General features: G+C 49.5%; 12 protein-coding genes. 4 read left to right on the top strand and 8 right to left on the bottom strand.

Annotated elements, in window-relative coordinates; genetic code table 11:
• Positions 1-130: 130 nt before the first annotated feature.
• The 4 genes from AT705_RS11715 to AT705_RS11700 all read right to left on the bottom strand — a co-directional run bounded on the left by AT705_RS11715 (position 131) and on the right by AT705_RS11700 (position 6,143).
• Positions 131-442 carry an AzlD domain-containing protein gene (locus AT705_RS11715; RefSeq protein ID WP_058796723.1) on the bottom strand — a complete coding sequence of 104 codons (312 nt, stop codon included), beginning with the start codon at positions 440-442 and terminating at the stop codon, positions 131-133.
• A 10-nt stretch (positions 443-452) separates the two neighbouring features.
• Positions 453-1,154: an AzlC family ABC transporter permease gene (locus AT705_RS11710; protein ID WP_058796722.1), complete on the bottom strand. Its 702-nt coding sequence runs from the start codon at positions 1,152-1,154 to the stop codon at positions 453-455.
• A 222-nt stretch (positions 1,155-1,376) separates the two neighbouring features.
• Positions 1,377-5,288 (bottom strand): two-component regulator propeller domain-containing protein, encoded by a 3,912-nt coding sequence (locus AT705_RS11705; RefSeq protein WP_167551986.1) that lies wholly within the window; start codon positions 5,286-5,288, stop codon positions 1,377-1,379.
• Positions 5,289-5,372: 84 nt separating this feature from the next.
• Complete coding sequence (locus AT705_RS11700) at positions 5,373-6,143, bottom strand: hypothetical protein (protein ID WP_082669070.1); 771 nt, start codon at positions 6,141-6,143, stop codon at positions 5,373-5,375.
• A 99-nt stretch (positions 6,144-6,242) separates the two neighbouring features.
• On the opposite strand from AT705_RS11700, the gene AT705_RS11695 reads away from it, so the two are divergent.
• From AT705_RS11695 to AT705_RS11680, 4 genes are all read left to right on the top strand, one after another.
• On the top strand, positions 6,243-7,142 hold the full coding sequence (locus tag AT705_RS11695) for a response regulator (protein WP_058796719.1): 900 nt from the start codon (positions 6,243-6,245) through the stop codon (positions 7,140-7,142).
• A gap of 232 nt (positions 7,143-7,374) precedes the next feature.
• Complete coding sequence (gene rsgA / locus AT705_RS11690; protein ID WP_058796718.1) at positions 7,375-8,415, top strand: ribosome small subunit-dependent GTPase A; 1,041 nt, start codon at positions 7,375-7,377, stop codon at positions 8,413-8,415.
• 85 nt (positions 8,416-8,500) lie between these two features.
• Positions 8,501-9,697, top strand: a complete 1,197-nt coding sequence (locus AT705_RS11685) for a YncE family protein (protein WP_058796717.1) — start codon at positions 8,501-8,503, stop codon at positions 9,695-9,697.
• Between the two features lie 397 nt (positions 9,698-10,094).
• The gene (locus AT705_RS11680) at positions 10,095-12,287 is read left to right on the top strand and encodes a winged helix-turn-helix domain-containing protein (protein ID WP_058796716.1); all 2,193 of its coding nucleotides are present in this window, start codon (positions 10,095-10,097) and stop codon (positions 12,285-12,287) included.
• 973 nt (positions 12,288-13,260) lie between these two features.
• On the opposite strand, the gene AT705_RS11675 is transcribed toward AT705_RS11680, so the two are convergent.
• The 4 genes from AT705_RS11675 to AT705_RS11660 are packed head-to-tail and all read right to left on the bottom strand — an operon-like array spanning position 13,261 to position 24,084.
• Entirely contained in the window at positions 13,261-14,919 is a 1,659-nt protein-coding gene (locus AT705_RS11675; RefSeq protein ID WP_058796715.1) for an HD domain-containing phosphohydrolase, read from the bottom strand.
• 10 nt (positions 14,920-14,929) lie between these two features.
• Complete coding sequence (locus AT705_RS11670; protein WP_058796714.1) at positions 14,930-17,158, bottom strand: CHASE2 domain-containing protein; 2,229 nt, start codon at positions 17,156-17,158, stop codon at positions 14,930-14,932.
• Entirely contained in the window at positions 17,155-17,973 is an 819-nt protein-coding gene (locus tag AT705_RS11665; RefSeq protein WP_058796713.1) for an MBL fold metallo-hydrolase, read from the bottom strand. Before AT705_RS11665 ends, AT705_RS11670 begins: the two co-directional genes overlap by 4 nt.
• Before the next feature lie 33 nt (positions 17,974-18,006).
• A complete protein-coding gene (locus AT705_RS11660) occupies positions 18,007-24,084 on the bottom strand; it encodes an Ig-like domain-containing protein (protein WP_058796712.1) in 6,078 nt (2,025 codons plus the stop codon).
• Positions 24,085-24,089: the final 5 nt, after the last annotated feature.

Here is a 24,089-nt window from a genome sequence, read left to right as displayed (position 1 = left end):
GTATGCATTTATTAAATTCAACACTTGATGCAAATATGTTGCTACTTTGTTTTTGGGTGATGTTCTATCGAAGCTTGCATTAACCGCCAAATTCGCTATTCACTATAGTTAGGTCAGTCATTATATGTATTCATAACAGGGCTTTTAGTGCGAAGAAGATGCCCATACTCGCCAATACAACGAACAGGGTGTTTTTCACCAGCAGGCTTAATATGATGGTCAGTATTCCCCCCAGCAAAAAGGGGTTGGCAAGATCATGCGTATTGAATGTCACTTCGCCAAATACTATTGGTGCCGCCATCGCGGTCAAAATACAGGGCGCGGTGTAACTTAAAAACCGTTGCACCCTCAGGTCGAGTTTGACGGGCAGCTTTTCCATAAAAAAGGCGTAGCGCATAAAGAAAGTGATCAGCGCCATTAATAAAATCAGATCGTAACTCATGGTTTGCCTCCTAGTTGGTTTCTTTGTCTAAGCGATAGCCCACCACCATGCCGATCAGCGCAGACAACAACAGGCCGTTTGGCACCTCGAACTTGTGAAACAGCACGGCACAACCGGCGGATACCAGCACCGCCACGAGCACTGGGGATGATTTTATATTGGGCACCACCATGGCAATAAAGGTGGCAGCAATGGCAAATTCAAGTCCGAGGCTGTCGAGATCCGGAATACTGGTGCCGGCCACAATGCCAGCCAGTGTGGACAGGTTCCAGATAACATAGAAAGTGGCACCAGAGATCAAGGCATAGTCGAGTGGAAAGTAGCCCAGCTCTTTACGTTTATTCTCGGTCACAGCAAACATTTCATCGGTGAGCAAAAAGGCCATCAGCATTTTGTGATGTAAGGGTAAGCCCATTGCATGACTGCGAAAAGTTGCAGAGTAGAGCAAGTGGCGTGAGCTGATCACAGCAGTGCTGCCCAAAATGGTCGCGATACCCCCACTGGCACCTGTCAGCGTCAACGCAGACAGTTGTGCTGCGCCGGCAAAGACCAGCAGCGACATTAATTGCGATTGCAACGGACTGAGGCCAATCTGAATGGCCAACGAACCACACAAAATCCCCCAGGGGATCACGGCAATGGACAGGGGAAGAATGTCAAAAAATGCGGCCAGTTTGATAGATCTGACTGGCTGTGTTTGCTCCGAACTCATAATATTTACCTAGCCTGTGAGTAGTATGGCAACTTGCGAAGGTTGATGATTTTTGTTCTTTTAGCGTACGAATGTACCTTGAACAGAACCTTCGGGCAATAATCAAAAGTCAATCTTTAATCAGGTGCCGAACGGCACTTGACGGCATGGCTTGAGCACATGTGCGGATGCACTGACAATGCTAACAGCGTGCTCTCAGAAAATGCGAGTTACTACCTGATGTTAGTCTGCATTGGTGTCGGCCGACTGAATTGGGAGCACTATGGTGTAACGACACCCCTGTCCGACTTCGCTTTGGCATTCTATGGTGCCTTTGAGCTTTTGAGTCACGATATTAAAGACAATGTGCATCCCCAGCCCGGTCCCGCCGCTGCTGCGTCGGGTGGTGTAAAATGGCTCAAAGACTTTATCCCGCGTTTCTTCGCTCATGCCGGTGCCATCATCAGATACCGTCCAGGTGAGCTGCTGCGATTGGCTGTTAACCGTAATGCAGAGAGTACCGGGCTGTTTTCCATCATCGAATCCATGTTTAATGGCGTTGTCGACCAGGTTTGTGAGGATCTGGGCAATGGCCCCCGGGTATGTGGACAAGCGGGCCTCTGCCGGAAAATCGGTTTTTACCGTGACCTGAGAGTGCTTCCATTTGGGGTGCAAACTGGTCAGCACATCGCTGAGATAATCCGGCAGGTTTATGGTACTGAGCTCTTCTATGGACTGGTCCACAGCCACTTGCTTAAAGTTTTTCACCAGCTGTGCTGCTCGATTTAGGTTCGATTCCAGCAATTGCAGGCTTTCTTTTAGTGTGGCAAAAAATTGCTCCAGATTGTCCTTGCTAAGTCGTGCGTCAGCCAGTTTTTGCTCGCATTCTGCCAGTGCTTTACTCGCATAAGAACCAGCCGTAATGCCAATCCCAAGCGGCGTATTAATTTCATGGGCAACACCGGAGACCAGGCGGCCCAGTCCCGCCATTTTTTCCTGTTGTACCAGTTGTTGCTGAGTAACTTTGAGGTCTTCGTGGGCTGTTTGTAATTGGTTAAAGGTACTCTCAAGCTGGGCTACAGCGTCGGCGTTTGCTAGGGCAATGGCGGTGTAGTTAGCTATTGTGCGCAACATTTGCACATCGTTGTCGCTGAAAGCATGTGGCTGAAAGCTCTGCACGGTCAGGCAGCCAATGATCCGGGTATCAATAATCAGTGGCAGGTAAACCAGCGACTGACTCTCTGCGCCGCTGACCGGCGCTGCAATGTGGTTAACAAACTGCGTCAGTTCGCTGATCTGATTGACCCTGAGCTCTTTTTGATGGGTGACGCACCAGACAGCGGGGCGCTGAGTGTCGGACAAAGTATATTCAAATTCGGGTAGCTTTTGGCCTTTTTCAATCGCCAGTCGACAGGATATGCGCTGATTTTCGGTGTCCAGGATGCCGACTACAAAAACGTCTGCGCCCATCAACTCGTTGACATGTTTATAGACACGTTCCAGCACCGACGAGAGATCTAAAGTGGAGGTGATGTCTTTGCCTATGGTGCCCAGCATGGTGATATTTTCAGTGCGGGACTGAACCAGGTTATCCAGCACAACTTGTTGCTGCTTAAGCTCTCTTATCCGCCATAGATACGCCCGGTATAACAAAATGGTGATCAGCAACAGTAGCCCCAGGCGAAACCACCAGGTCTCATACCAGGCTGGTAACTGAGTAATCGCCAGAGTGAGCTGATGCTGGCTCCATTGACCTTTGCGGTTGCTCCCTTTAATCCTGAGCTGGTAGTCGCCAGGTGGTAATTGTGAATAGGTGATATGGCGCTTGCTGGCATCCACCTGGATCCAGTCGTCGTCATAACCTATGAGCTGATAGGCATAGCGATTGCTGTGTGGTGCCGTATAGTCCAGTGCTGCAAACTCGACGGAAAAGCTGTGGGTATTAGGTTGCAGGGTCAGCTGGTTTGTGTTGGTTACGGGGTAATTATTGATCGCCAGTTCACTGATCACCAGGGGAGGGTGATAGTCCCAGGAGGCCCAAAGTTCAGGACGTAACAAGAGGATCCCTTTCGTACCGCCGAACAGTAAAGTGCCATTACGCAGCTTAATGTAGGAGCCAGTCCATATGGTTCCGGTATCCCAGTCATCGGCGACGCTTAAGTCTGCAAAGCGGCGATGCACGGGGTCTATCCAGCCATAGCCGTTCCAGAGACGTCCCTGATCATCTTCCAGCAGGTTACCCGCGGTGCCGGTTGGTCTGCCCACTAATTGATCCAGCGATTCGAACTGGGCGTGGTGGCCGTCAAAGTGAACCAGCTTATAAAGGCCGTGGGGCGTGGCGACCAGTAGGTGTCCCTTACTATCAATCAGCAGGCTATTGATATAATTGTCTGACAAGGTCTCAGTGGTACCGGCCTGGGCACTGATCTCGGTGACACTGTGCGCGTCTAAGTCGAGCACAAACAGGCCATTGCGGGTTCCTACCCACAGGTAATTGGGGGCCGCATAGGTCATACTCAGCACAGATTTTCCCGGCAAAATGGTGTGATCAGTGAAGTGATTTAAGGTCTGGATCTGGTGTGTATTAATGTTCATGAGGGCCAGCCCCTCGTCAGTGCCAACCCACAATTGGCCGCCAGGTGTTTCTTGCAAGGTGAAAACCTGATCGCCGGGCAGGCCATCTGCTTTGCTGAAGCGCGTGAAATGCTGGGTATCAGGATCAAAATGGTATAACCCGGTGTTTGCCGATCCGACCCAGATATTGCCATCAAAGGTTTGGCGGATCGTCCGGACATAGCCATCGGCGAGTTTGGTTGGATCCGATGGATCGGGGCGGTGGCCGGCCACCATGCCGATCTGCGGATCTATGATGTCGATCCCCGTTTGCGCATTGCCAACCCATATCATGCCATTACTGAGCTCGGCAAAACTGCGGACATCGACATGGCTTAGCGAATGTGGGTAGGTGAGTCGTCGGACAAAGGTTCTGAACGCGCCATTGTGGGGATTGTGGCGATTGAGTCCGTTGCCCCAAGTGCCTGCCCAGATAAGTCCGGACGCGTCAACGAGCAGGGCACCCATAGAATCAAGGTTAATGCTGTGGGGGTTCAGGGGATCATGACGAATATGGCGCTTTACCGCGCCGGTTGTGGCATCCACCACGGTGATGCCGCCGCCGGACGTGCTCAGCCAGATCTCCTGGTCATTGGGTTGTGCAATGCCGTTGACCCAGTGATAACTGAGGCTGGAGGGATCATCCGGGCGATGCGTGATCCGCCCGACCTGATCAGAGCCGGGTATGAAAAAGGCCGCGCCATGATCTGTGGTGCCAATCCAGATGGATCGATCCGTCGCCTGGAACAGTCGAAATACGTTCTGACGATTAAAGGCTGGCAGCGTTTTACCAGCCAGTGGTTGCTGCCAGTCGACATTCTGAGTTGCCCGTAAAGCAGGTAAGGTGATGTGGCACAAACCACTTTTGCTGCCCAGCCACATGGTATTTGTGTCTGTCAGTAAGATTGAGCGGAGCCTGGGTTGTTGCAGTGGTATATCACAGCCCTCAACACGCAGCCGCGTTACCTGGCCTGTTTGTGTCTGGATATGCGCCAGCCCGTTGTCTGTGGCAACATACACATTACCCTGATTATCGCCTGTCAGTGAACGCACTGTGCTGTGAGGCAGGCTATTTGTTGCCCAGCGGTGATGTGCAAAGCGACTGAATTGGCCACTTTTGGGATCATAAACAGACACGCCATCAGAGAAGGTGCCGACCCAGATCCGTCCGTCCTGAGCGGTCCATAACGTACGTACAAAATTGCCAGACAGACTCGTCTGGTCTCGCGGGTCATGTTGAAAAGGCACAAACCGGTAGCCATCGTGACGGATAAGGCCAAACTGGGTACCGATCCAGATAAATCCATCCCGGTCCTGAGCCAGCGCGGTGACCACCCCTTTGGGGATTTGCTCATTGTCACCTATGGTCTGAAAAATCAGTTCACCGGTGTCGAAAAACGGTGTGTTTACCCTAGTTGTTTGTGTTTGCTCTATATTTCCCTGAGAAATTGGAGCAGCGGCCCAACTCTGACTGGCAATCAGGTCAGTATATAACAATAAAGTAATCAGAATTGCAGGCCATACACGCCTTAATGTAGTCACTGTCAACCCTCCGGTATCAGTGCGTTGAGGTGATACCAATACATCCATAACCAGTATAGATGACCTGCCATGACTGGAGAGTCGTTATTCAGGTTTAGTCTGCTTAATGGCTTCAAGGTAACGACTTTCCACAAAATTTTTCTCTTTACTCAGGTGCTTCAGTTTTTGCCGGGTTTGTTCAAGCTCCGTTTTCAGGGCAGTCACCTCTGCACTGCTGTCATCTCCTTCATGGTCTACGGAGAGTTGATCTATCAACTGATTCTGCTCCTCTATCTGACGTTTGTACTGGTTGAGCAATGTTTGAGTTTGCTGATCGCTCATGGTATTGGCGGAGGTACTGGTTTTGTTTTGCTTCAGTTGTTCCAGCTCCTCTTGTAATTGCGTGTTCGCCTGGCGCAAGGTATCGGTAGACTGGAATTGATGTTCCAGTTTGGAGCTGACGTGCTGGAGTTTTTTGTCACTGTTGTCGAGCTCGCCTTTGAGGCGTTTAATAAGCTTATGAGAGCGGATCAGCTTTTTATTTAACTCATTGATGGAGCCTTGCTCTTCTTTGGTGATGTGATCCGCGGTGGATGCGCGGATCTGCGACAACTGATTTTCCAGCGTCATTTGCACCTGCAAAAGCTCAGAGATGGTCTGGTTATGTTGCTGAGAAAACTGACTCGCACGAGCCACGGCTTCACGGCACTGTGCAAGTAGTTCATCATTGGCTGGTGCCCCTTGTTTGTGGTTCAAAAAAGCCCCGGCAAAATGACGAAACTCTCTTAAAATCAACAACAAAATATAGAACCAGGCCGCCAGGATCAAAAGCCCTACATTCAGTGCTACGTATTGGTAAACTTCGAGAGGAACCATAAGCTGAGATACGCCGCTTTTGTTTATCAATAAGATAAGTTTAGTTTTCGTTCAAAATTCTGCCTATACTGAAGAAGAATAATTGCGTTAGGCTAAAGAGTGAAAATTCTGATCGTTGACGACAGCCATGCGACCTGTGAGATCATCCGGCGGGCCTTGCAACAGTTTGAGTATCGCAAGCTGTTTTTGAAGTGTGCCAGCCGTGTCGATGATGCGTTGGCACAGATCACCAGCTGGCAGCCCCAAATTATATTGACCGACTGGCACATGCCGGATAAAACCGGTATTGAGTTGCTTGAGCTAGTGCGTGTCAGCCACCCTGAGCTCCCCGTGGCGATGATCTCCACTGTCGATGATACGGCGCAGATTGATTATGCGACCTCGTTGGGTTGTGCTTTTTTCCTGTCTAAACCTTTCAGTGATGATGCCCTGCGTAGCGCCATTATGCCTCTGGTGCTGGAGCAGGAAGCCAATGAAGTGATTGTGGAGGATGAAGCTGTTCCCCTCAGAGAGGAGCTGGCTTTGCCGAAAACCGATTTACTTGAGCGGTTGATGCAAAAAAACATCAGTAACTCACTTGTGTTAAAACCCATCAAAGCGCAGCAACTGGATGAAAGCAAAGTGCCGTGTATGATGGTGGTCTATGCTGAGCGGGGCAGTCAGAAACCTCGGGTGATTGGGGTGTTAGATATCTATGCGGCGTGTGTGTTGGCCAGCAGCCTGCAAGTGATCCCACAAGAAGAGGCACACAAAGCCATTCATTTAAATCAAGTGAATCCCCAAATTATGGCGGCGTGCAAAGAGGCGTTGGCCAAAACGGCGTATGCATTCGTCGATAAACAAAGCAAAATGAGTTTGTTTGTCAGAAGCTGCTCTTTCCTCACTAAAACCCACCCCAAACTGGAGCGCTTATACCAGTATCCACTCGATAGTCGAATTGATTTAAGCTGTGAGCGAGAGGGGATGGCGCAAGGTAAGATATTGATTGTTGGGGTATGATACCCTTTCAACGCCCCTCAGGGAGACATTGACTCTGTGTGTCGATCCGATATGATGAAGTCGGAATTGACGGAAAAACACCCAGGAGGACAATGATGATAGTAACCAAACCGACCGGGCAGACTGACCTCAACTAACTAAATTTAGTCTAGCCAGCACTTCTTTTCGCCCGGTATCTACCGGGGCACTCAGCCCCTTTCTCAAGTATTAACATCATTGTTAAGGGGTCGTCATGACCAACTTTCAGTTACTCTCCAGCTTAGGCTGGACACCCTTTTTTCAACAACAGCTTTCACTTGAAGAGTGGAGTAATGTCTGTCCTGTGCGTGTAGCCTCGGTACATCGAAGCTGTATTTCAGTGCAAAGCGACACAGGGAGCTTTTCTCTGCCAGTAACACCTGCCATGGATACACTCGCCGCTGGCGACTGGATACTGCTGGACAATCAGCAACGATATATCCGCTTGCTGGAGCGGCAAAGTTGTTTCAAACGTAAGGCGCCAGGGACACAGCGGGAGTGGCAGTTAATCTCGGCAAATGTCGATACTGCCTTTATTTTGTGTTCACTAAATGAAGGTTTTAATCTGAACCGACTGGAACGCTACCTGGCACTGGTGCACAGTTCGGACGTACAAGCCGTCATTCTGCTGACTAAGGCCGATCAGGTTGACCATACGGATCAGGCACTCACTATGGTGCGCGAGCTTGACCCCAGCCTGGATGTGCTGGCACTAAACACGCAAGCGTCCGACTGTGCTGAACGTTTGTCTCCCTGGCTCACCAAAGGCCAGACAGTCGTATTGCTGGGGTCATCGGGCGTCGGTAAGTCAACGTTGACAAATACGTTGATGAAGGCACACCATCAGCAAACTGGCAGGATCCGTGAGGACGATGGTAAAGGACGACACACAACCACGCACCGGGAGTTGGTTACCTTGCCATCAGGTGCTTTGTTGCTCGATACGCCGGGGATGCGGGAGTTGCAACTGGGTGGTTGCGATACGGGGATCAGCTCGGCATTTGCTGATATAGAACTGCTTAGTGAGCTATGCCGGTTTAACGATTGTCAGCACGATCAGGAGCCCGGATGTGCAGTACATCGCGCGATTGAATCCGGCGAGCTGAGTCAAAGGCGGTTGAATAACTACCTTAAGTTGAACCGAGAAAATGCCTTTAATACTTCCACCATGGCGCAAAGGCGTGCCAAAGAAAAATCGTTTGGCAAACTGGTTAAGCAGATAGTGAAAGACAGGGAGCGATTTAAAGCGTCTTAGTACGTGCGTCAGGCCATGCCTAGCGCATAGCCTGACGTTTTTTAATTTAATACAGCCACTTAAATACCTATCCCAAAGGAGTACTATGTTATTGGCAAATAGAAAACGAAAGCCCTGTCTGGTGGGGCTTTTTGTCGCATTTGGTATGAGCAGCTTGATAGCTGGATGCGCAACGTCTGATGAGCCAGTTGAAGACACTGCTTTGCTGCATCGTTATGTAGATAACCAAAATGGCATCGATGGGCTGGATAATGTTCGGCGACTGTTATTTGATGACACAGACAGGATACTGTATGCGGTCAGTGCGGATGATGATGCATTGACTGCATATCGTGTTGCCGATGATAACGCTTTGACTATGCTGGATATGATATCAGGTGAGCGCGCTCGCGGTACGCTTATAGGTGCATCGGATATGACGTTTTCGGGGGCTGACAGGGATATTCAGGTTGTTAGCTTTTACAGTGGTGCGGTTGCTCAGTTTCGGTTGGATCGTAGTGATAAATTGATTTTGCAGTCTGATTTATCTGACCAAATTGATATCCAGCGCGTGTTCAAACAAGGTAAGCCCATTTCAACACAAGAGGATAAGCTGGCTCTGTTAGGGCCATATGCTATTGTTGGTGATGCCGCTGGTATCAGTTATGTGGCGGCAAATGTGTCGCAGGCGTTGGTGCAATTGACGTCTTCACAGGGGCAGCTGAGCACACGTCAGACAATTCGGGTTGAGCAGGTCAATGCGCTGGGTGGCGCTGTGTCGGTCGCGCAATCTGATAACGGCCTGAAAGTCGCCGTGGCGGGCATGCAGGCAAATCAAATTGCGCTGTTTGAGGTCTCAGATACACAGCCGCTTAAGTTGCAACAAACCTTGCCTGTTGGGTACCCAAAAGCGTTGATTGAGCCTGTATTTGTGACTTTTTCGCCAGGAACTGAGCGCTTGTTCGTGGCGGATAAGCGCAGTGTATTTATCTATTCTCCTGATCCACAGGGTCATTATATACCCTCTACAGAGCTGAAGGTGTCAGATAACCAAAAGCTGACTGCTGTGTCACGTTTGGCATTTGGCCCTGCAGGACATTGCATGTTGGCGTTATCTGAGTCTGCGGATCAGGTTTATATTTTTAAACGTAAAAGTGGTACCCATTGGCAGTATTTGTCACAACTTGATGTAGGTGGCGCCCAGGCACCGACCTCTGCGGCGTTTATCTCTCAGGACAAGGTAGCAATCAGTTTTGCCAGGAGCGACGCAATCTATATCTATGCGAATGTATGTGGCCAGTGAGTCGATGAACCGTGTCCGCAGACGCATTTAAGTCAGTGATAAAAGGTCTCTTGAAAGCAAAGTGGTCAGCTTGTGGAATAAGTGCAAGTGTGAATCATTTATGCGAACAAGTGACCTTTAGTGCATTGAATTGCGAAAATGGAAATGATTAGTCATATTTGTAATAAGTTTTAACCTGAGTTGCTATGTGTTTGTCAGGTTTTAGTTGAACTTCATTTCTTTTCCCTGTTAGTCTAATGCGTTGTGACGATTTGAAAATTTAGAATACTCTCATTTATTGGGATAATGCCTTGCCTGAGGTATCCGAGAGGGCCTGAAGCGTAGTACTTGTGCGCCGGACTCGGCTGTCTAATCGTCCATCAAGAACTGGAAATTTTGACCACTTTGATTGGATGCCATGTCTTCGATACTGGATATTAAACTGACAAAACTCGGAGCGTTTGTTCTGGATCTGAGCGATCAGGTTTTATATCGCGATGCCAACGAGGTTGCTATTGAACCTAAGGTAATGGCGTTGTTGCTATATCTGTATGAAAACAAAGACAGATATGTGAGCATAGAAGAATTGCACCAGCAAGTATGGTCAGATCGCGTGGTATCGGATACGGCGGTACGCAGCGCCGTTAAAAAGCTCAGATTGATCCTTGATGACACTGATATTGCGAATGCGCGTTATGTGAAATCAGTATCAAAGCGCGGTTACAAGTTAGTTTGCGATATTGAACCTGTTGACGCGTTAGAGACCCCGGCCATTCCTGTAAAAGAAATGAAGGTTGCTAAATCGCCTGCTGAGGAGGTTGACTGTGGGCCTGTGGAGGCATCAAACAGTGTATCTGAAGCGCCTGTAAACCCTGCTGAAGGCCAGCCCTCTACCCCAGATAAATCATCGAGCTTCACTTATAAACTTCTGATAGTAATGGTTATATTTCTTTCTGCGACGATTGGTTGGACTAAGTATGACACCATTGTGAAGTATGTTTTAGATAGTCAGTTGGCTAATGTTAGCGATCTTGACCAACTGACGGAGTTTAATGGCGAAAAATATGACTTATCGGTGTCATTGGATGGTCGATATATCGCCTTTTCTGGCCGTACGTCTATTGAGGAAGACCGACAGGTATATTTGCTTGACAGGCAAAATAACAAGATCAGACAACTTACCTATCATGCTAATAATGCTGCGCTTGTGCAGTTTGCCCAGAATGATAAAGTTATAATATACAGCGATTTAAGTGGTGGAAAAACGTCTGTTCAGTTGTTGCCATTGACCTTGTCTGAACCTGAGTCAGGGAGGATTACCCTGATAGAAGGTGTGGTTGCGGTAGGGGATCCTTCCCGTGGTCGCCATGCATCAGAGCTGCTATTACCTATGTTAGTGGATCTGGAAAGTGAAATGACACTGTACGCGCTTGATCTGCATACACGAGAATACTTGCGCATGCTGGCCCCAAGTGATGCAAGTGAAATATTGTTTGATGTTAGCTTGTCACCGGATAAACAGAAACTGGCATTGATAAAAAAGATCAAAGGTCAGTTCCACATCTTGTTGTTTGATTTAAAAACAAAAGAAGAAACCTTGATTCACAGCACTAAACACAAGTTGTACGGCGTTGAATGGAAAAACAATACGTCTTTGCTGGTTATGGCCACAGGCGCGCTTTTCCAGGTTGACAGTCTGACAGGGGAGCAAATCAGATTGATCGAAGATGGCGATATGTTGCTGCGCAGCTTTGATACCCATGATGGCGCAGATATTGTGTTGCTGCAAAAAGAGTTCAGCCGGGCGAAGCGTTTGTATATAGAACATCAACTCGTCCCGCAATTAGAAGTTCAGCAGATTATCAATACCGCGCCTCAGGTTGTCGCTATGCTATATGACGAACGGTCAGCTGAGCATCGATGGGTGATGCACTTAAGAAATGGGATCACAACCATTGGCAGGATGGCGATGAGCAACAGAGAGATTGACTCTTATTACAGCTCTGATGAGAATGTCGAATTACTGGATGTATCGTATCAGGCCGGTGGGATTTTGTTTAAGGAAGGTCCCAAGCTGGCATTTTACTCGTTTGAACACAGTCAGGTTAGTTATATTACCTCATCTATGGAGACCAGCAGCGATGCTGCGTTTAGTACAGACGGCAGCGCTATCTACTACGGGGTAAATGTTGCGGGTGAGTGGGAAATACAAAGCTATAATATAGCTTCTAAAATCAGTAGTCTGCTGTTATCCGGGTATCGCTCTATCCGCCCGGCAGGCACTGGTTTTATCGCCGCTGAGCCAATTGATGCACAGCTTTTCTATCTACCTACTCTTACCGGCCCGGCAAGAGCATTGAATCATCCAATTGACTTTAGATATATTAGCCGTTGGTACGTCCGGGGTGAGCATATTATCTGGACGGCGTTTGATGAACGTAACACTTATCTGCACAAACTAAACTGGCAGACGGACTTGCATCTCGTTTATGAAGAGCGCTTTTTTGCTCTTTACCCTACCATAGCGACAAATATAGGTGGAGATAAAGTCCTTTCACTGTCGGTGCAATTAAATGACACCTCTATTGCAACAATTAAAATAGATCACTAAGATTATACCTGAAAGGGGGCCGAGTGTTTGGGTCGCCCACCCTAGCTCTATTCTCCTTGCTCGCTCTACTTAACAAAAAACAAAAGGATCATTAGTGTGAAAAAAATAATCAGTATCACCATTATCTCTCTTTTCTCTGTTGCTGGGTCATTTTCTACGTACGCAGACGAAACAGGCCCACGAAACCCTATCTGGGTTTGTGGAATTTTAGACTGCGAAAAACCGCATGACAAAATTTTGCGTTAACTCAAAATTCAATTAATTCAGCAATAAATTTAAAATAAGCCATTGATATAATGGCTTATTTTTTTTTGGTTATAAAAAAGAGATGTAACAGTTGTTTAGAAAATTGAGATAAATTTCTATAGTTTGATCCGAGTTAGCAACAACCGGACAGGGACTGATGAAAAGTTGTAACTTAGTCTGCAACCTGGTGTGGTTTGCCAGCACTATCAAGGAAGGCAAGTGACATGCAGACAACGCACTTCTTGCAAGGAAAGGAATAAGTCAGTGCCGGGCTCTGAAGGAATGAAAGTAAAGAGTTTGGTGTTAGCTCAGGATGTACCTCAGATTGTTATGTAGTCTTTCTGAGTGTATATGTTGCACCTTATGCAACAAGCAGGTGAAATAATAATAATAATAGAGATCCGGGCCAACACAGGGAGAGCAACAGGAATAGTGTTGGAAGCACAGAGTGACTGCCTGCCACTCGTATTGTCAGTGTTCTGGATTGTTACAAGGATAGGTCGATGAGAATCAAGGAGTGATTGCCGGCGATGCAGCGGACCTACTGCCGCTGTATCGCTGGTTAGATTCATCAATAGCATTAACAGGTGTTGCTTGCTGTAAAAGGAAGATCGTATTCCAAATTAAAAAATAACAACAATAATAATGTCACCATTAAATATGGGGCTGTTAAACAACAAGTCGTCACAGCTAGCGGTCAATACCCACCAATATTGGCCTTTGTTTTTCAGCCCTGTTTTTTTACATAGCCCGGGATCTGCTCGTGCGCCACTTCATCAATTTGTTCAGGCTTGAGGAACTGGTGTGCATATTTCAAATACACTTTCGAATCGACAAAGACGTCAAACAAGTCTGGGTCAATGTGGTCGCCTAGTTTCATTTTCCCCATAATGAACAAGCATTCGCTCAGCTTTTTCGCATCTTTATAGGGACGATCTGCTGCTGTGAGCGCTTCAAAAATATCGGCAATGGCCATAATCCTGGCGGGGATCGACATTTGCTCGCGTGTTAACCCTCTTGGGTATCCCGTGCCGTCCATCTTTTCATGATGACCGCCTGCAAATTCGGGTACGCGACGCAAATGTTTGGGGAAGGGCAGTGCTTCGAGCATTTCCAGTGTGATATCCATATGGCGATTGATGATCCTGCGCTCCTCTGCAGTTAACGTGCCGCGCGCAATATTCAGATTATAGACTTCGTTTTCAGTTAATAAGGGTTGTATCTCAGTGCCGATCCGCACGGATGTTTGTTCGGCGATGTGTTTAACGCGTTGCTGGTCTTCGTCGCGCATGAATTCGCCGCCGATATTAGCATGTCGTAAAAATTGGCGATCTTGCTCTAGTTGAGTGAGTTTTTCCTCCAATTCAACTCTAAGATGATTGACCTGGGCTTGGTCATCATCCCGTTCAAAACGAAAAATACGTTTCGTATAGTCGAGTTCAAGGTCACGTTTTGCCAGCTCAATTTTGGCATCGACTAACGCGATTCTGTCGTTTACCGATTCAAGTTTGGTGGCCTTATCCATGACATATTCAGGAATGGCGATTTTTCCGCAATCATGCAGCCAGCCCGCTAATGACAGCTCGGCCCGATCGGCTTGCGTCATGGAGAAGTCAGCCATAGGGCCTGACGTGGCGTCATGCACCGCTTCCGCAATCATCATAGTGAGTTCAGGCACGCGTCTACAGTGACCACCGGTATAAGGCGATTTTTCGTCAATGGCCTTTGCAATCAGACGGGTAAAGGCTTGAAAGAGGGTCTCCATACTATCGATAAGCTGCCGGTTTGTCAGTGCCACAGCGGCCAGGGCGCCAATGGAGCAAATCATATCGGTTTGCTGTCTGGAAAAAGGGACTATTTCGCCCTTACTGTGTGGGTTGATCAGTTGTAGCACCCCATTGAGTTCTTGTTCATGATTGAGCAAAGGAATGGTAAGCACAGACTGCGTGTGATAACCCGTTTTAGCATCCATCGCTCGTGCTGCAGACAGGTCGTATTCTTCACATTCGTATACGTCGTCTATCTTGATCATTTCCCGCTTTGCCGCAGCCAGTGCGACTAAAGCGCTTTCGTTGCATTGTCCATTGTCCAAGTAGATAGGGATCGGAGGAAAAGGAATTGGTTGATTGGAGGTGCCGCCCATGTGCAGGTCCAATGGCCCATTTATCAGTGTGGCAAACTGCAGCTGCATGTCCTCAGTGACGGAATAGATGGTCCCCCCGTCGGTTGCGCTAAGCTCCATAGCCGAAAGCAGGATGTTCTCCAGAAGTCGACTTGTATCGTGCTCTGATGCCAGCTCAATGGCCAATTTGAGCAGGTGTTGCAGCGCGACCTGTGAGCCTGCCTGCTCAAACTTATTTGCGATGTTTCGAATATGCTGTTCCATAACTCACCTGCTATTTCGATGTATGGGTGTAGCTGCCATCCCACTGCTCACCGGGCGGGTTAGCCTGTAAGACCAAGATCCGCTCACTAAGTAGCGTATAGATTTTTCGCTCTGGTGAGCGTTCTTTAAGTTTAGTAAAAGCTGCCTGAGCCTGCTGCCATTGTTGTGATAAATAAAGTGACCAGGCTTGTTCATGGGCGTCCAGTTCTTCACGTATATCTGGGGTTAATGCCTCGTGACTGCAAATCGGTTCATATACCGTGACGGCCTGGTTTTTGCCTTTGACCTTGACCTTGTCAATGGGGCGACATACCAGGTCTGGGCATTGCGCATGCGTCGTTTCATTGATGAGAATGCCCACCCCATAGTATTTAGTCAGACCTTCAAGCCGGGAGCCCAAATTCACGGCGTCGCCGAGTACGGTATAGGCGCGACGATATTCAGAACCCATGTCTCCCACATTCATATCACCGGTATTGAGCCCAATCCCAATTTTAAACGGAGGCAATGATTGCTGACGCATGGGTTCTTGCAGAGCATCTACCTGCTCTTGCATCGCCATGGCACAGCGTACCGCCAGTTCGGGGTGCTTCTGAACTGGCAGGGGGGCATTCCAAAATGCCATCACCATGTCGCCCACATATTTGTCTATGGTGCCCTGATGCTCGAAGATGATCCGTGTTATGGGCGAGAAATACTGATTGAGATAAGACTTGAGCCGACCTGCATCCAGGGATTCAGAGATAGTGGTAAAGGAGCGAATATCAGCAAACAGCACGGTGATATCACGTTTTTCCCCTTCCATAGACACACTGTCCGGGTTGTCTAACATCGCCTGAATATGGGCAGGCGGGACATATTGATCGAAAATCGATTTTATCTGGAGTCGCTCTTTGTGCTCCCTGACAAACCCCAGGCTGCCCAGGATCATGGCTTGGCTAATCAACATGGTCAGTACCGCAACTTGAGGTAAATCCAGCCTGAGTTTGACCCATAAATACGCACTCAGTGCGATAAACAACCCGCTCACACAGAGGGTAAAGACTGCAATACCTAATACTTCGAGGCGCGGCAAAATAAATACGCACAGGAGGCCCAGTAACAGCAATAGCATAATCACAGCCCCATCCATCCAGTTGGGTCTGCTCGGTAACAACTCTGGAAAAACCAGGCCCTCTAGCACGTTAGCGTGCACCTCAACACCGGGATATTGGACACCCACAGGCGTCGTTCGTAGATCGGCATGACCAACCGCGGACGTACCGACAAAGATAATGGCCTGATCAAACAGCTCCGGGTCTATCTGGCCGTTCAGAACGTCAGCTGCAGAGACATATGGAAAGCTGAAGGCTGGGCCCCGATAAGGGACGTTGACGCGGCCGTAGTCATCTGTTGGAATAAGCGCTGTACCCAGGCGTATTCCCTCAACGCTGTGCCCGGTGCCAAAGGGTTTAGTGACCACCTCGACTTGTTCAGCCATGGTATAGAGTCGCGCTGCTTCCAGCGCCAATGCAGGATAAAGCTGTCCCTGGTGCTTGGCCAATAGCATCGAGTTACGAATGAAACCATCGCTATCCGGGGCGCTGTTTATAAAGCCACTGCCCGGGCTGTTTTGTTGTAATGCTGAGACATTGGCAACATGTCCGGCAAAGGCCGGGACGGGCAACACGGTAGCAGGAATGGCACTGAAAAAAATGGTCTCTGGTAACGTGCCGACGAGAATATCAGGCTGATGTTCGAACAGCAGGCCAAGTACAGTGTCGGTTTCCTGTAAGCGGCTGGCAAATGCTTTGTCGGCATCTATGGTTGGGGCCAGAGCGTGTAACGTGTGGGAGACATTGGCTGAGGTTTGCGTATCAAGATGGCTGAGCACTTGCCGGGCCGGGTTCAGTTCCGGTTCTGAAAATAAGATGTCGTAGGCAATGACGGCTACGCCCGCATCTGCCAGCTGAGATTGTAAACGTGCCATCACATGGCGGCTCCAGGGGAAGCGGCCGACTTGTTTGAGACTGGGTTCATCGATATCGACAATCACAATGGGTAAAAAAGAGCGCGATTGCAGAGACAGAGTCGACTTCAAACGCAAGTCGTAGCCCAGGCCTTCCAGGCGTTTTAAAGCGTCGCCATAGGGCGAGGCCGGGGATAATGTGAGCAATTGCAAGGCGATAAACAGAGCGATAAGAAAGAGGCCGCATAGCCATTGCTGATAATATTTACGCCATAATCGCGGAAGGCTCATGGCAGTGTTAATCCCTCGCGAGCCAGAATGGTTTTGAAAGGCCGGTTCTGGCGCTGAATGTCAGCGGCTATCTGATCCAGTGCTGCATCGCTGCGGTCCGGATCATGGCTGATCAGCACAAGATGCTTTACGGCCCCTTGTTCGGCAAGAAGCAGCGCATCTTTGATCAGTGAATGTCCCCAGCCGTGTTTGAGCGGGTAATCATCCGGTACAAACTGGCCATCGTGGATCAAATAGTCTGCGTCTTTAACAAAATCAACCCACTGCTGAAATGACGTAACGGGCAGGCCAGGCGGGTTCAGCTCATTGTCCGTGGCGTATACCACGTCGATACCGTCAGCCGCAATGCGGTAAGCACTGCCACCACCTGGATGGTTCATCGCGCAGCGGCGAATGTTGAAGTCCTCATATTGCCACTGGTCCTGTACTTGTGGGGTTATCTGAATATCAGCCGCTAAGGTGTTGTGTGGTACAGGAAAATAACTCCCCTGCATTTGCTTTAAAATGGCATCAGGGGCATGCTCTTCTGTGACACCAGGTACAATGGTGATCTGGCGTTTGGTAATGTAGGCGGGAATGAAAAACGGAAAGCCCTGAATATGATCCCAATGGTTGTGGCTTAGTAAGATGTAAAAAGGCTGACGGGTATGCATCAACTCCTGGCCCAGTATTCTGAGCCCGGTCCCCGCATCCAGGATCATACGTTTACCAGCATCGCTTTCAAGGGTTACACACACAGTGTTACCGCCATAATGGACGGTTGTTGGCCCCGGTGTGGGGGTGGACCCCCGCACACCATAAAACTTTATTTTCATACCTAACCCTTTGGTGACTGCTAACTTACTTCGTCACTGTTGAACGACCTGGCCGGCTTGTAAACTCACCCTGGCGGGCGAGGACTGTTGCAACACAAAGGTAAACTCTGTACTGCTGTTGTGCTGTATGACGGTTTTCAGCTCACCGCTGACTGCGCTATTGAATAGCTGTGTGCCATCTTCATCGAAACTGGTATCCCAGCTTCCCGGTGATTCACTCAGTAATAGCTGACCGACATACAGGGATTTAGAGCTGCTTGCCTGGGCGAACAACAATAATTTACCGTTGCTTTCGATCCAGGCCTGGTTGATCAGCACAGCTTCACCGGATATTTGTTCAAACATCAGTACACCACCATCCGCAAAGCTGGTATCCAGTGCGCCTGCACTAGTCACCCGAACGATAAAGTTCTTTGTGCCTGCATGGCCAAAGACAATAAAGCCCTGGCTGGCATCCACCACTGAGCCCCTCATGGTGATGTCGTCACCCACACTCAGACCGATATCGAGTAACGCCAGGCCGTCTGTGCCGAAGCTGGTATCTGGGACGCCTGCTTCATTGGCTTTGGCGAGTAGCAGTTGAGGTGCCGTCGGCCCCGGTTGACTTTGGCCAACGCCGACCAGGCTACTTCCTACAGTATGGATCATAGACACTTTATGTGCATTGGGGCTGCAACTGTAACCACTAGGAATGGGGTAATTAAAGTGATCAGGCAAGCTTCCAGAGCTGGGGATGACAAAGGCCATACTGTGCACATAACAACTGGTGGTTGCCTGGCCAAGGGCCAGAATATTCCCACTCGGCAGCGTTGTTAGCTGAGTTAGCTCTAGTGCAGTAGACTCTGCTTGATACTCGCTGGCAATCAGGCTCAGCACACCATTATTGGCAAAACTACTATCCAATGCGCCCAGGTTACTGAACTTGTTTACCGTCGCAATAGCTTGTTCGTCGCCGATAGAAACAGACACATTGCCGGATGCACTCAGCATGACAGCACCTGTACTGTCTTCATTAATCGCGCCAACTGTGGCACTGGACATGGCCCCCATACTGGTTGAGGGCAGTGTGGATGTCAGACCCAAATTACCAAATGTGTTGGTTCGCTGGCCTGAGGCATCCAGTTTGAGTACGTAGGGCACGGCTTGTGGTGTACTTTGCCAGGTTGCTGCCTGGCCCCCAAGCAGTAGGTGCCCCAGTGACGCACTAAAGGTGGATATTTGCCCGACGGCAAAGGTTTCGTCTCGACGACCAACATTAACCAAGCCTTGCCCAAATGATGCAAAGCTTTGGTTAAACTCGGCGCTTGTTGTGACTTCAGCAAGCCATTGGTGGGCTACAGTGTCAGCATTCAATTGAGTGCTCTTTTGTCCGCTAAGTAATAACCCGCTTTGAGTCTGTAGCATATTCGAAAGTTTTAGCCCGTTAGCATGGTAGATACTAAATCCATTACTGCCTGGCAACCAGCTGGTGTCAACCGCGCCGCTCAGACCTACTTTGATGATTTGCACCACTTGTTCGTCCGGTCCATCAGTCCGGTTCAGCGCGATATAATAGTTATCGCCTTCGGTGAGCAGAGATAAACCAGAAGCGCTATGGAAAGTCAGATCCAAAGACGAGTCTGATGGTAGCTCGTTAACCGGGTAGGTGCGCAAACCACTGCCTGCAAAGGCTGTGTCGAGCACGCCGTCTGTTGTTAATTGTAATAGATAAACAGATCGCAGATCCTCGAATGGGTCGTACGTAGTCAGACCGGTCACCAGTAACGTGTTACTGTCTTTCAGAATCACCTGTCGGGCCGTATCATTGTATAACGTGCCCGGTAGCTCACCATCAACAGGGGTGATGTTGAGCTGTAGCAGCCCATTGTTCTGAAAGCTGCTATCCGGAGCCAGCGTGCTTTGTGTGAGGCGCATTAACATTACATCCTCACCCGTTTCGGTCGAAGTGATCTCGCCGTACACCAGATAGTCTCCAGAAGGCAAAGTGACCATGCCCCGTGCATTCTTGGTGGGCGTTTCAGCCAGCGTTTGGGTGGTGGTGACCTCGCCCTGAGCTGTGATCCTAGATAGTGTCACTGTGCCTGTTGTGGCGGTGCTGGTGGCTCTGATATTACTCAAGACAGTGAGGGTTTCATTGTCTTCCAGCGCAATGGCAACGGGGGTAACAAAAACATTGCTGCCCAAAGGTAAGGTCATATACCCATTGCCATTGGCATAGCTGGTATCCAGTGACCCATCGCCGAGCAAACGGAATACGAGTAATTGCTGTGAGCTTAAGAAATTGACGTAACCTGCCACATAAATACGTCCCTGTTCATCAACTGCTGCTATTTTTGCCCAGACATCCTGTGGGACAGACTCGACTTCGATATTAAAATTACTCTGGAAGTTGCCATAAGCCGCAAAAGTACGATCCGGGCGACCGTCGCTGAGCTGTCTGCTGACATAAGCACGGTGAATATTGCGCCCGGCAAGGTCATTGAGATGACCCACCGATCCGACACTAATGATTTTGCCGTCGGCCTGCAGCAGAGTTTGTCCGGGTGTATGAAATTCCTGGCTGGCATTAAGCACGACCATCAGGCTACCATCATCACCAAACTCGCTGCGCTTGGAGGCAATATAGCTCGGCGCAGCTTGTGTGACGGATATAGTGATCTCGCTTTGTGCACAAAGCTGAGGTGTACCAGAGTCACAGACTGTCACGGTCAGGGTATAGGTTTGCTCTCCATTGCTGGCCAGCAGCTCGGCATCGGCAACAGTGACTTTACCATCTGTATCGACCGAGAAAATTGTCGCATTGTTACCCGACAGCTGATAAGTGAGGGAGTCGCCATCTGGATCAGAGGCGCTGATCTGCAACACAAGCGTTCCACTGCTGATATCCGTCTCGATTTCTGTTGAACCGGGCTCTACAGTGGGGGCGTAGTTTTTGTCGTTTACGGTGATGGTGACCGTCGCAACGTTGGAAGTTTCGGCCAGGTCGTTGCTCACCACGTAACCAAAACTATCACTGCCGACGAAGTTAAACTGGGGGACGTACAGGGCTGTGCCATTGGCTGAATCTATTGAGACACTGCCATGGGACGGTTCAGTAACAACCATAATGCTATTGATCAGCAGATCGCGTCCTTTGGCCTGATCATTGTTCAGGATGGCGATGCCCACACTCTCATTTTTATCGGTTTGTGCACTGTCATTGACGGCCACCGGGGTGGTATCCGGCGCTGTGATAGTAACGGTCACGGTGGCAGTGTTGGAGGCTGCTCCCTGGTTGTCTTGCACTCGATAGGTGAAGCTGTCTTCTCCCTCTGAGGTGCCGGTATGAAAATAGATGATCTCCCCGCTGCTGCTGACTTGTGTGGTGCCCATTTGCGCACTTTGTACTATCTCGACGGTGCCGGCTTGCAGTGTGCCATCGGCATCACTGTCATTGTCCAACACTGTGATAGTGACAGACTGGGCGACTTCGACAGAGGCGCTGTCATTCACCGCAACTGGTGGCTGATTCAGTGGTTCAACCGTAATGGTGACGGTTGCAGTATTGGAAAGACTGCCTTCATTGTCTTGCACTTGATACGTAAATGAATCACTGCCTGAGAAGCCGCTTTGCGGCGTATAGATAAAGCCGCTTAGTTCCACGGTATCCAACGTCACGCTGCCGTTAGTGGGTGCGGTGACCACAGTGAGGCTGTTGTAGTTCAGACTGCCATCATTGTCGCTGTCATTGGCCAATACGTCTATGGCAACCGCTACCTCCTGAGTCGTTGTGGCGCTGTCACTCACGGCAACCGGTGGCTGATTAAGTGGTTCAACCGTAATGGTGACCGTCGCGGTGTTAGAAAGGCCGCTTTCATTGTCTTGTACCTGATAAGTAAAAGAGTCACTGCCTGAGAAGCCGCTTTGCGGCGTATAGATAAAGCCACTCAGCTCTACGGTATCCAGTGTCACGCTGCCGTTGGTCGGGGCGGTGACCACAGTGAGGCTGTTGTAGTTCAGGCTGCCGTCACTGTCGCTGTCATTAGCCAGTACGTCTATGGCAACCGCTACCTCCTGAGTCGTTGTGGCGCTGTCATTCACTGCAACCGGTAGCTGGTTGTCTCCTGTGACCTCAATAAAGACACTGGCTACATTGGACGCTGCCCCCCTGTCGTCTTGAATTTGGTAGGTAAAACTGTCGCTACCCCGGTAGTCCGGTTCGCTCTGATAAACGAAATGGGTGCGGTCATTACTCAGGCTCACGTCGCCATGACTGGGCCCTTCGAGCAGCGTCAGGCTGGTTGGGTTCAGACTGCCATCAATATCCTGGTCATTGGCTGCCACTAAAATACTGATGGGTTGCCCTTGTGCGACTTCAACGCTGTCGTCGTTAGCCAAAGGCGCGTCATTGACTTCGCTGACCTCAATCAGCACAAAAGCCTGCACATTGGCTGCACCATCATCAATCTGATAGACGAAATAGTCTTGCCCATAACTGTTTTGTTGCGGGGTATAGCGGAAACTCCCTGTGTCACTGAGCTCCAGTGTGCCCATCAGAGGTTGCTCAATGATCGATAATGTCAGTGTATCTTCATCTGCATCACTGTCATTTTCCAGTACTCCAGGGAGGTCGACAAACAGCTGTTCATCCTCATTTGTCTGATAACTGTCATTGACTGCGACAGGCGGAAAATTGCTGACTTCGGTTTCTATAAGCAGTGTGATAGTGGCCGTGTTTGAGCCCCCATTGCCATCTTCTACCCGATATTCAAAGCTGTCTGTGCCGATAAAGTCAGAGTTGGGTTGGTAGTTAAAACTCCCATCGGCATTGAGTGTCAGGGTACCATTTTGTACATCGGTGACAGGCGTGGTGTTCACCGTGAGTGCATCGCCATCGAAGTCTATGTCATTTACGAGCAGCCCGGCGCCACTGACGGTGAGTTCGCTGTTTTGTTCCAGCGCATAGTGATTGTCAAAGGCGATCGGGTCCTGATTAACACGCTCAATGACTAAAGTGACTTCGGCCTCGGCGGTGACGCCCTGGCTATTTACGATACGATAGCGGAAACCATCGGTGCCAAAAAAGCTCTCCCGGGGGTTATAAGTAAAACGCCCATCGGCAAATAGAGTCAGTGTACCGTTTTGTGGATCGCGTACTGCTGTGGTGACTAAGGTCAGTGGTTCCAGGCCATTGGCATTGTCGTTGTTCAGCAGGTTGCCCGAGAGTGATTCAAACTGAACGCCACTAAAGCTGTCTGCAACGGCGACGGGTGTGATCAGGTTGGAGGCCGCCAGCATACGCGATTCGCTGAAGGCACTTTCTCCACTGCCATCAATGCCGGTGATACGGGTGTAATAGTGTTTTTGTGGATCTAAGCCGCTGAAGGTGTGTGTTGAGTCAGTTAAGGCAATGACCCGCTGGCCACCTGGTAAGGTGGTAATGTTGCGCACATCATCAATGGGTGATTCGGCCAGATACGCGTTATAACGCAAGAAACTGGGCAGCGGTTGCCAATCCAGTGCCGCGCTTCCTTCACTGCGTGGCGTGCTGTTAAACGCGATACTGCGTGGCAACCAGCTAATTTGTTGGGTGGCTACTGTGGTCAGGTTGCCACCATTGTCTTCTACCCAGACTTGTAATTGCAGGCTGCCGGGCTGCTGCGCAAAATTAGCCGGGTTAATGCCTGTTTCGGTAAACGCGAATGGGTCGCTGCAATTACCATCGCATAAAACCTGTGCTTGCTCTGCATTGTCAAAGCCCAGCAGCACACGGCTGACGCCTTCCGGATCGGTGATGGCATCCAGAGAAACGGTAAGATTACCCCGGTAGGTACGTTGTGTAACGGGGAACAGGACGTTACCCGTTCCGTTTACGAATTGTGTATTGACCACCTGACGCGCTGCGAGGTTACGGTTCGCGAATCTGGGCTGATAGTCAAAAGGGATCAAACTGGCCTGGCCTGATGGTGCATCTGGCTGATCGGCGCTGTTATCCTGGGCTGGTGGTTCAGTGGTCGTATTTTGCTTAGGTGTTGTGCTTGTGGTGTCGTCACCATCGCCTGAGCAACCCGTTAAAAGCCCGGTACAAAACAGTGTCAGAATGCCCATTTGGTGTAATTGCGAGCGCTTCATCCCCC

Origin of the sequence: Pseudoalteromonas rubra (assembly GCF_001482385.1) — a bacterium.
GTDB lineage: Bacteria > Pseudomonadota > Gammaproteobacteria > Enterobacterales > Alteromonadaceae > Pseudoalteromonas > Pseudoalteromonas ardens.
This window is presented reverse-complemented; position numbering and strand designations above follow the sequence as displayed.

Coding starts and splice junctions, on each gene's coding strand:
- AT705_RS11710 (WP_058796722.1), bottom strand. CDS start 1,154: ATGAGTTCGGAGCAAACACAGCCAGTCAGATCTATCAAACTGGCCGCA.
- AT705_RS11715 (WP_058796723.1), bottom strand. CDS start 442: ATGAGTTACGATCTGATTTTATTAATGGCGCTGATCACTTTCTTTATG.
- AT705_RS11680 (WP_058796716.1), top strand. CDS start 10,095: ATGTCTTCGATACTGGATATTAAACTGACAAAACTCGGAGCGTTTGTT.
- AT705_RS11700 (WP_082669070.1), bottom strand. CDS start 6,143: ATGGTTCCTCTCGAAGTTTACCAATACGTAGCACTGAATGTAGGGCTT.
- AT705_RS11685 (WP_058796717.1), top strand. CDS start 8,501: ATGTTATTGGCAAATAGAAAACGAAAGCCCTGTCTGGTGGGGCTTTTT.
- AT705_RS11675 (WP_058796715.1), bottom strand. CDS start 14,919: ATGGAACAGCATATTCGAAACATCGCAAATAAGTTTGAGCAGGCAGGC.
- AT705_RS11660 (WP_058796712.1), bottom strand. CDS start 24,084: ATGAAGCGCTCGCAATTACACCAAATGGGCATTCTGACACTGTTTTGT.
- AT705_RS11670 (WP_058796714.1), bottom strand. CDS start 17,158: ATGAGCCTTCCGCGATTATGGCGTAAATATTATCAGCAATGGCTATGC.
- rsgA (WP_058796718.1), top strand. CDS start 7,375: ATGACCAACTTTCAGTTACTCTCCAGCTTAGGCTGGACACCCTTTTTT.
- AT705_RS11665 (WP_058796713.1), bottom strand. CDS start 17,973: ATGAAAATAAAGTTTTATGGTGTGCGGGGGTCCACCCCCACACCGGGG.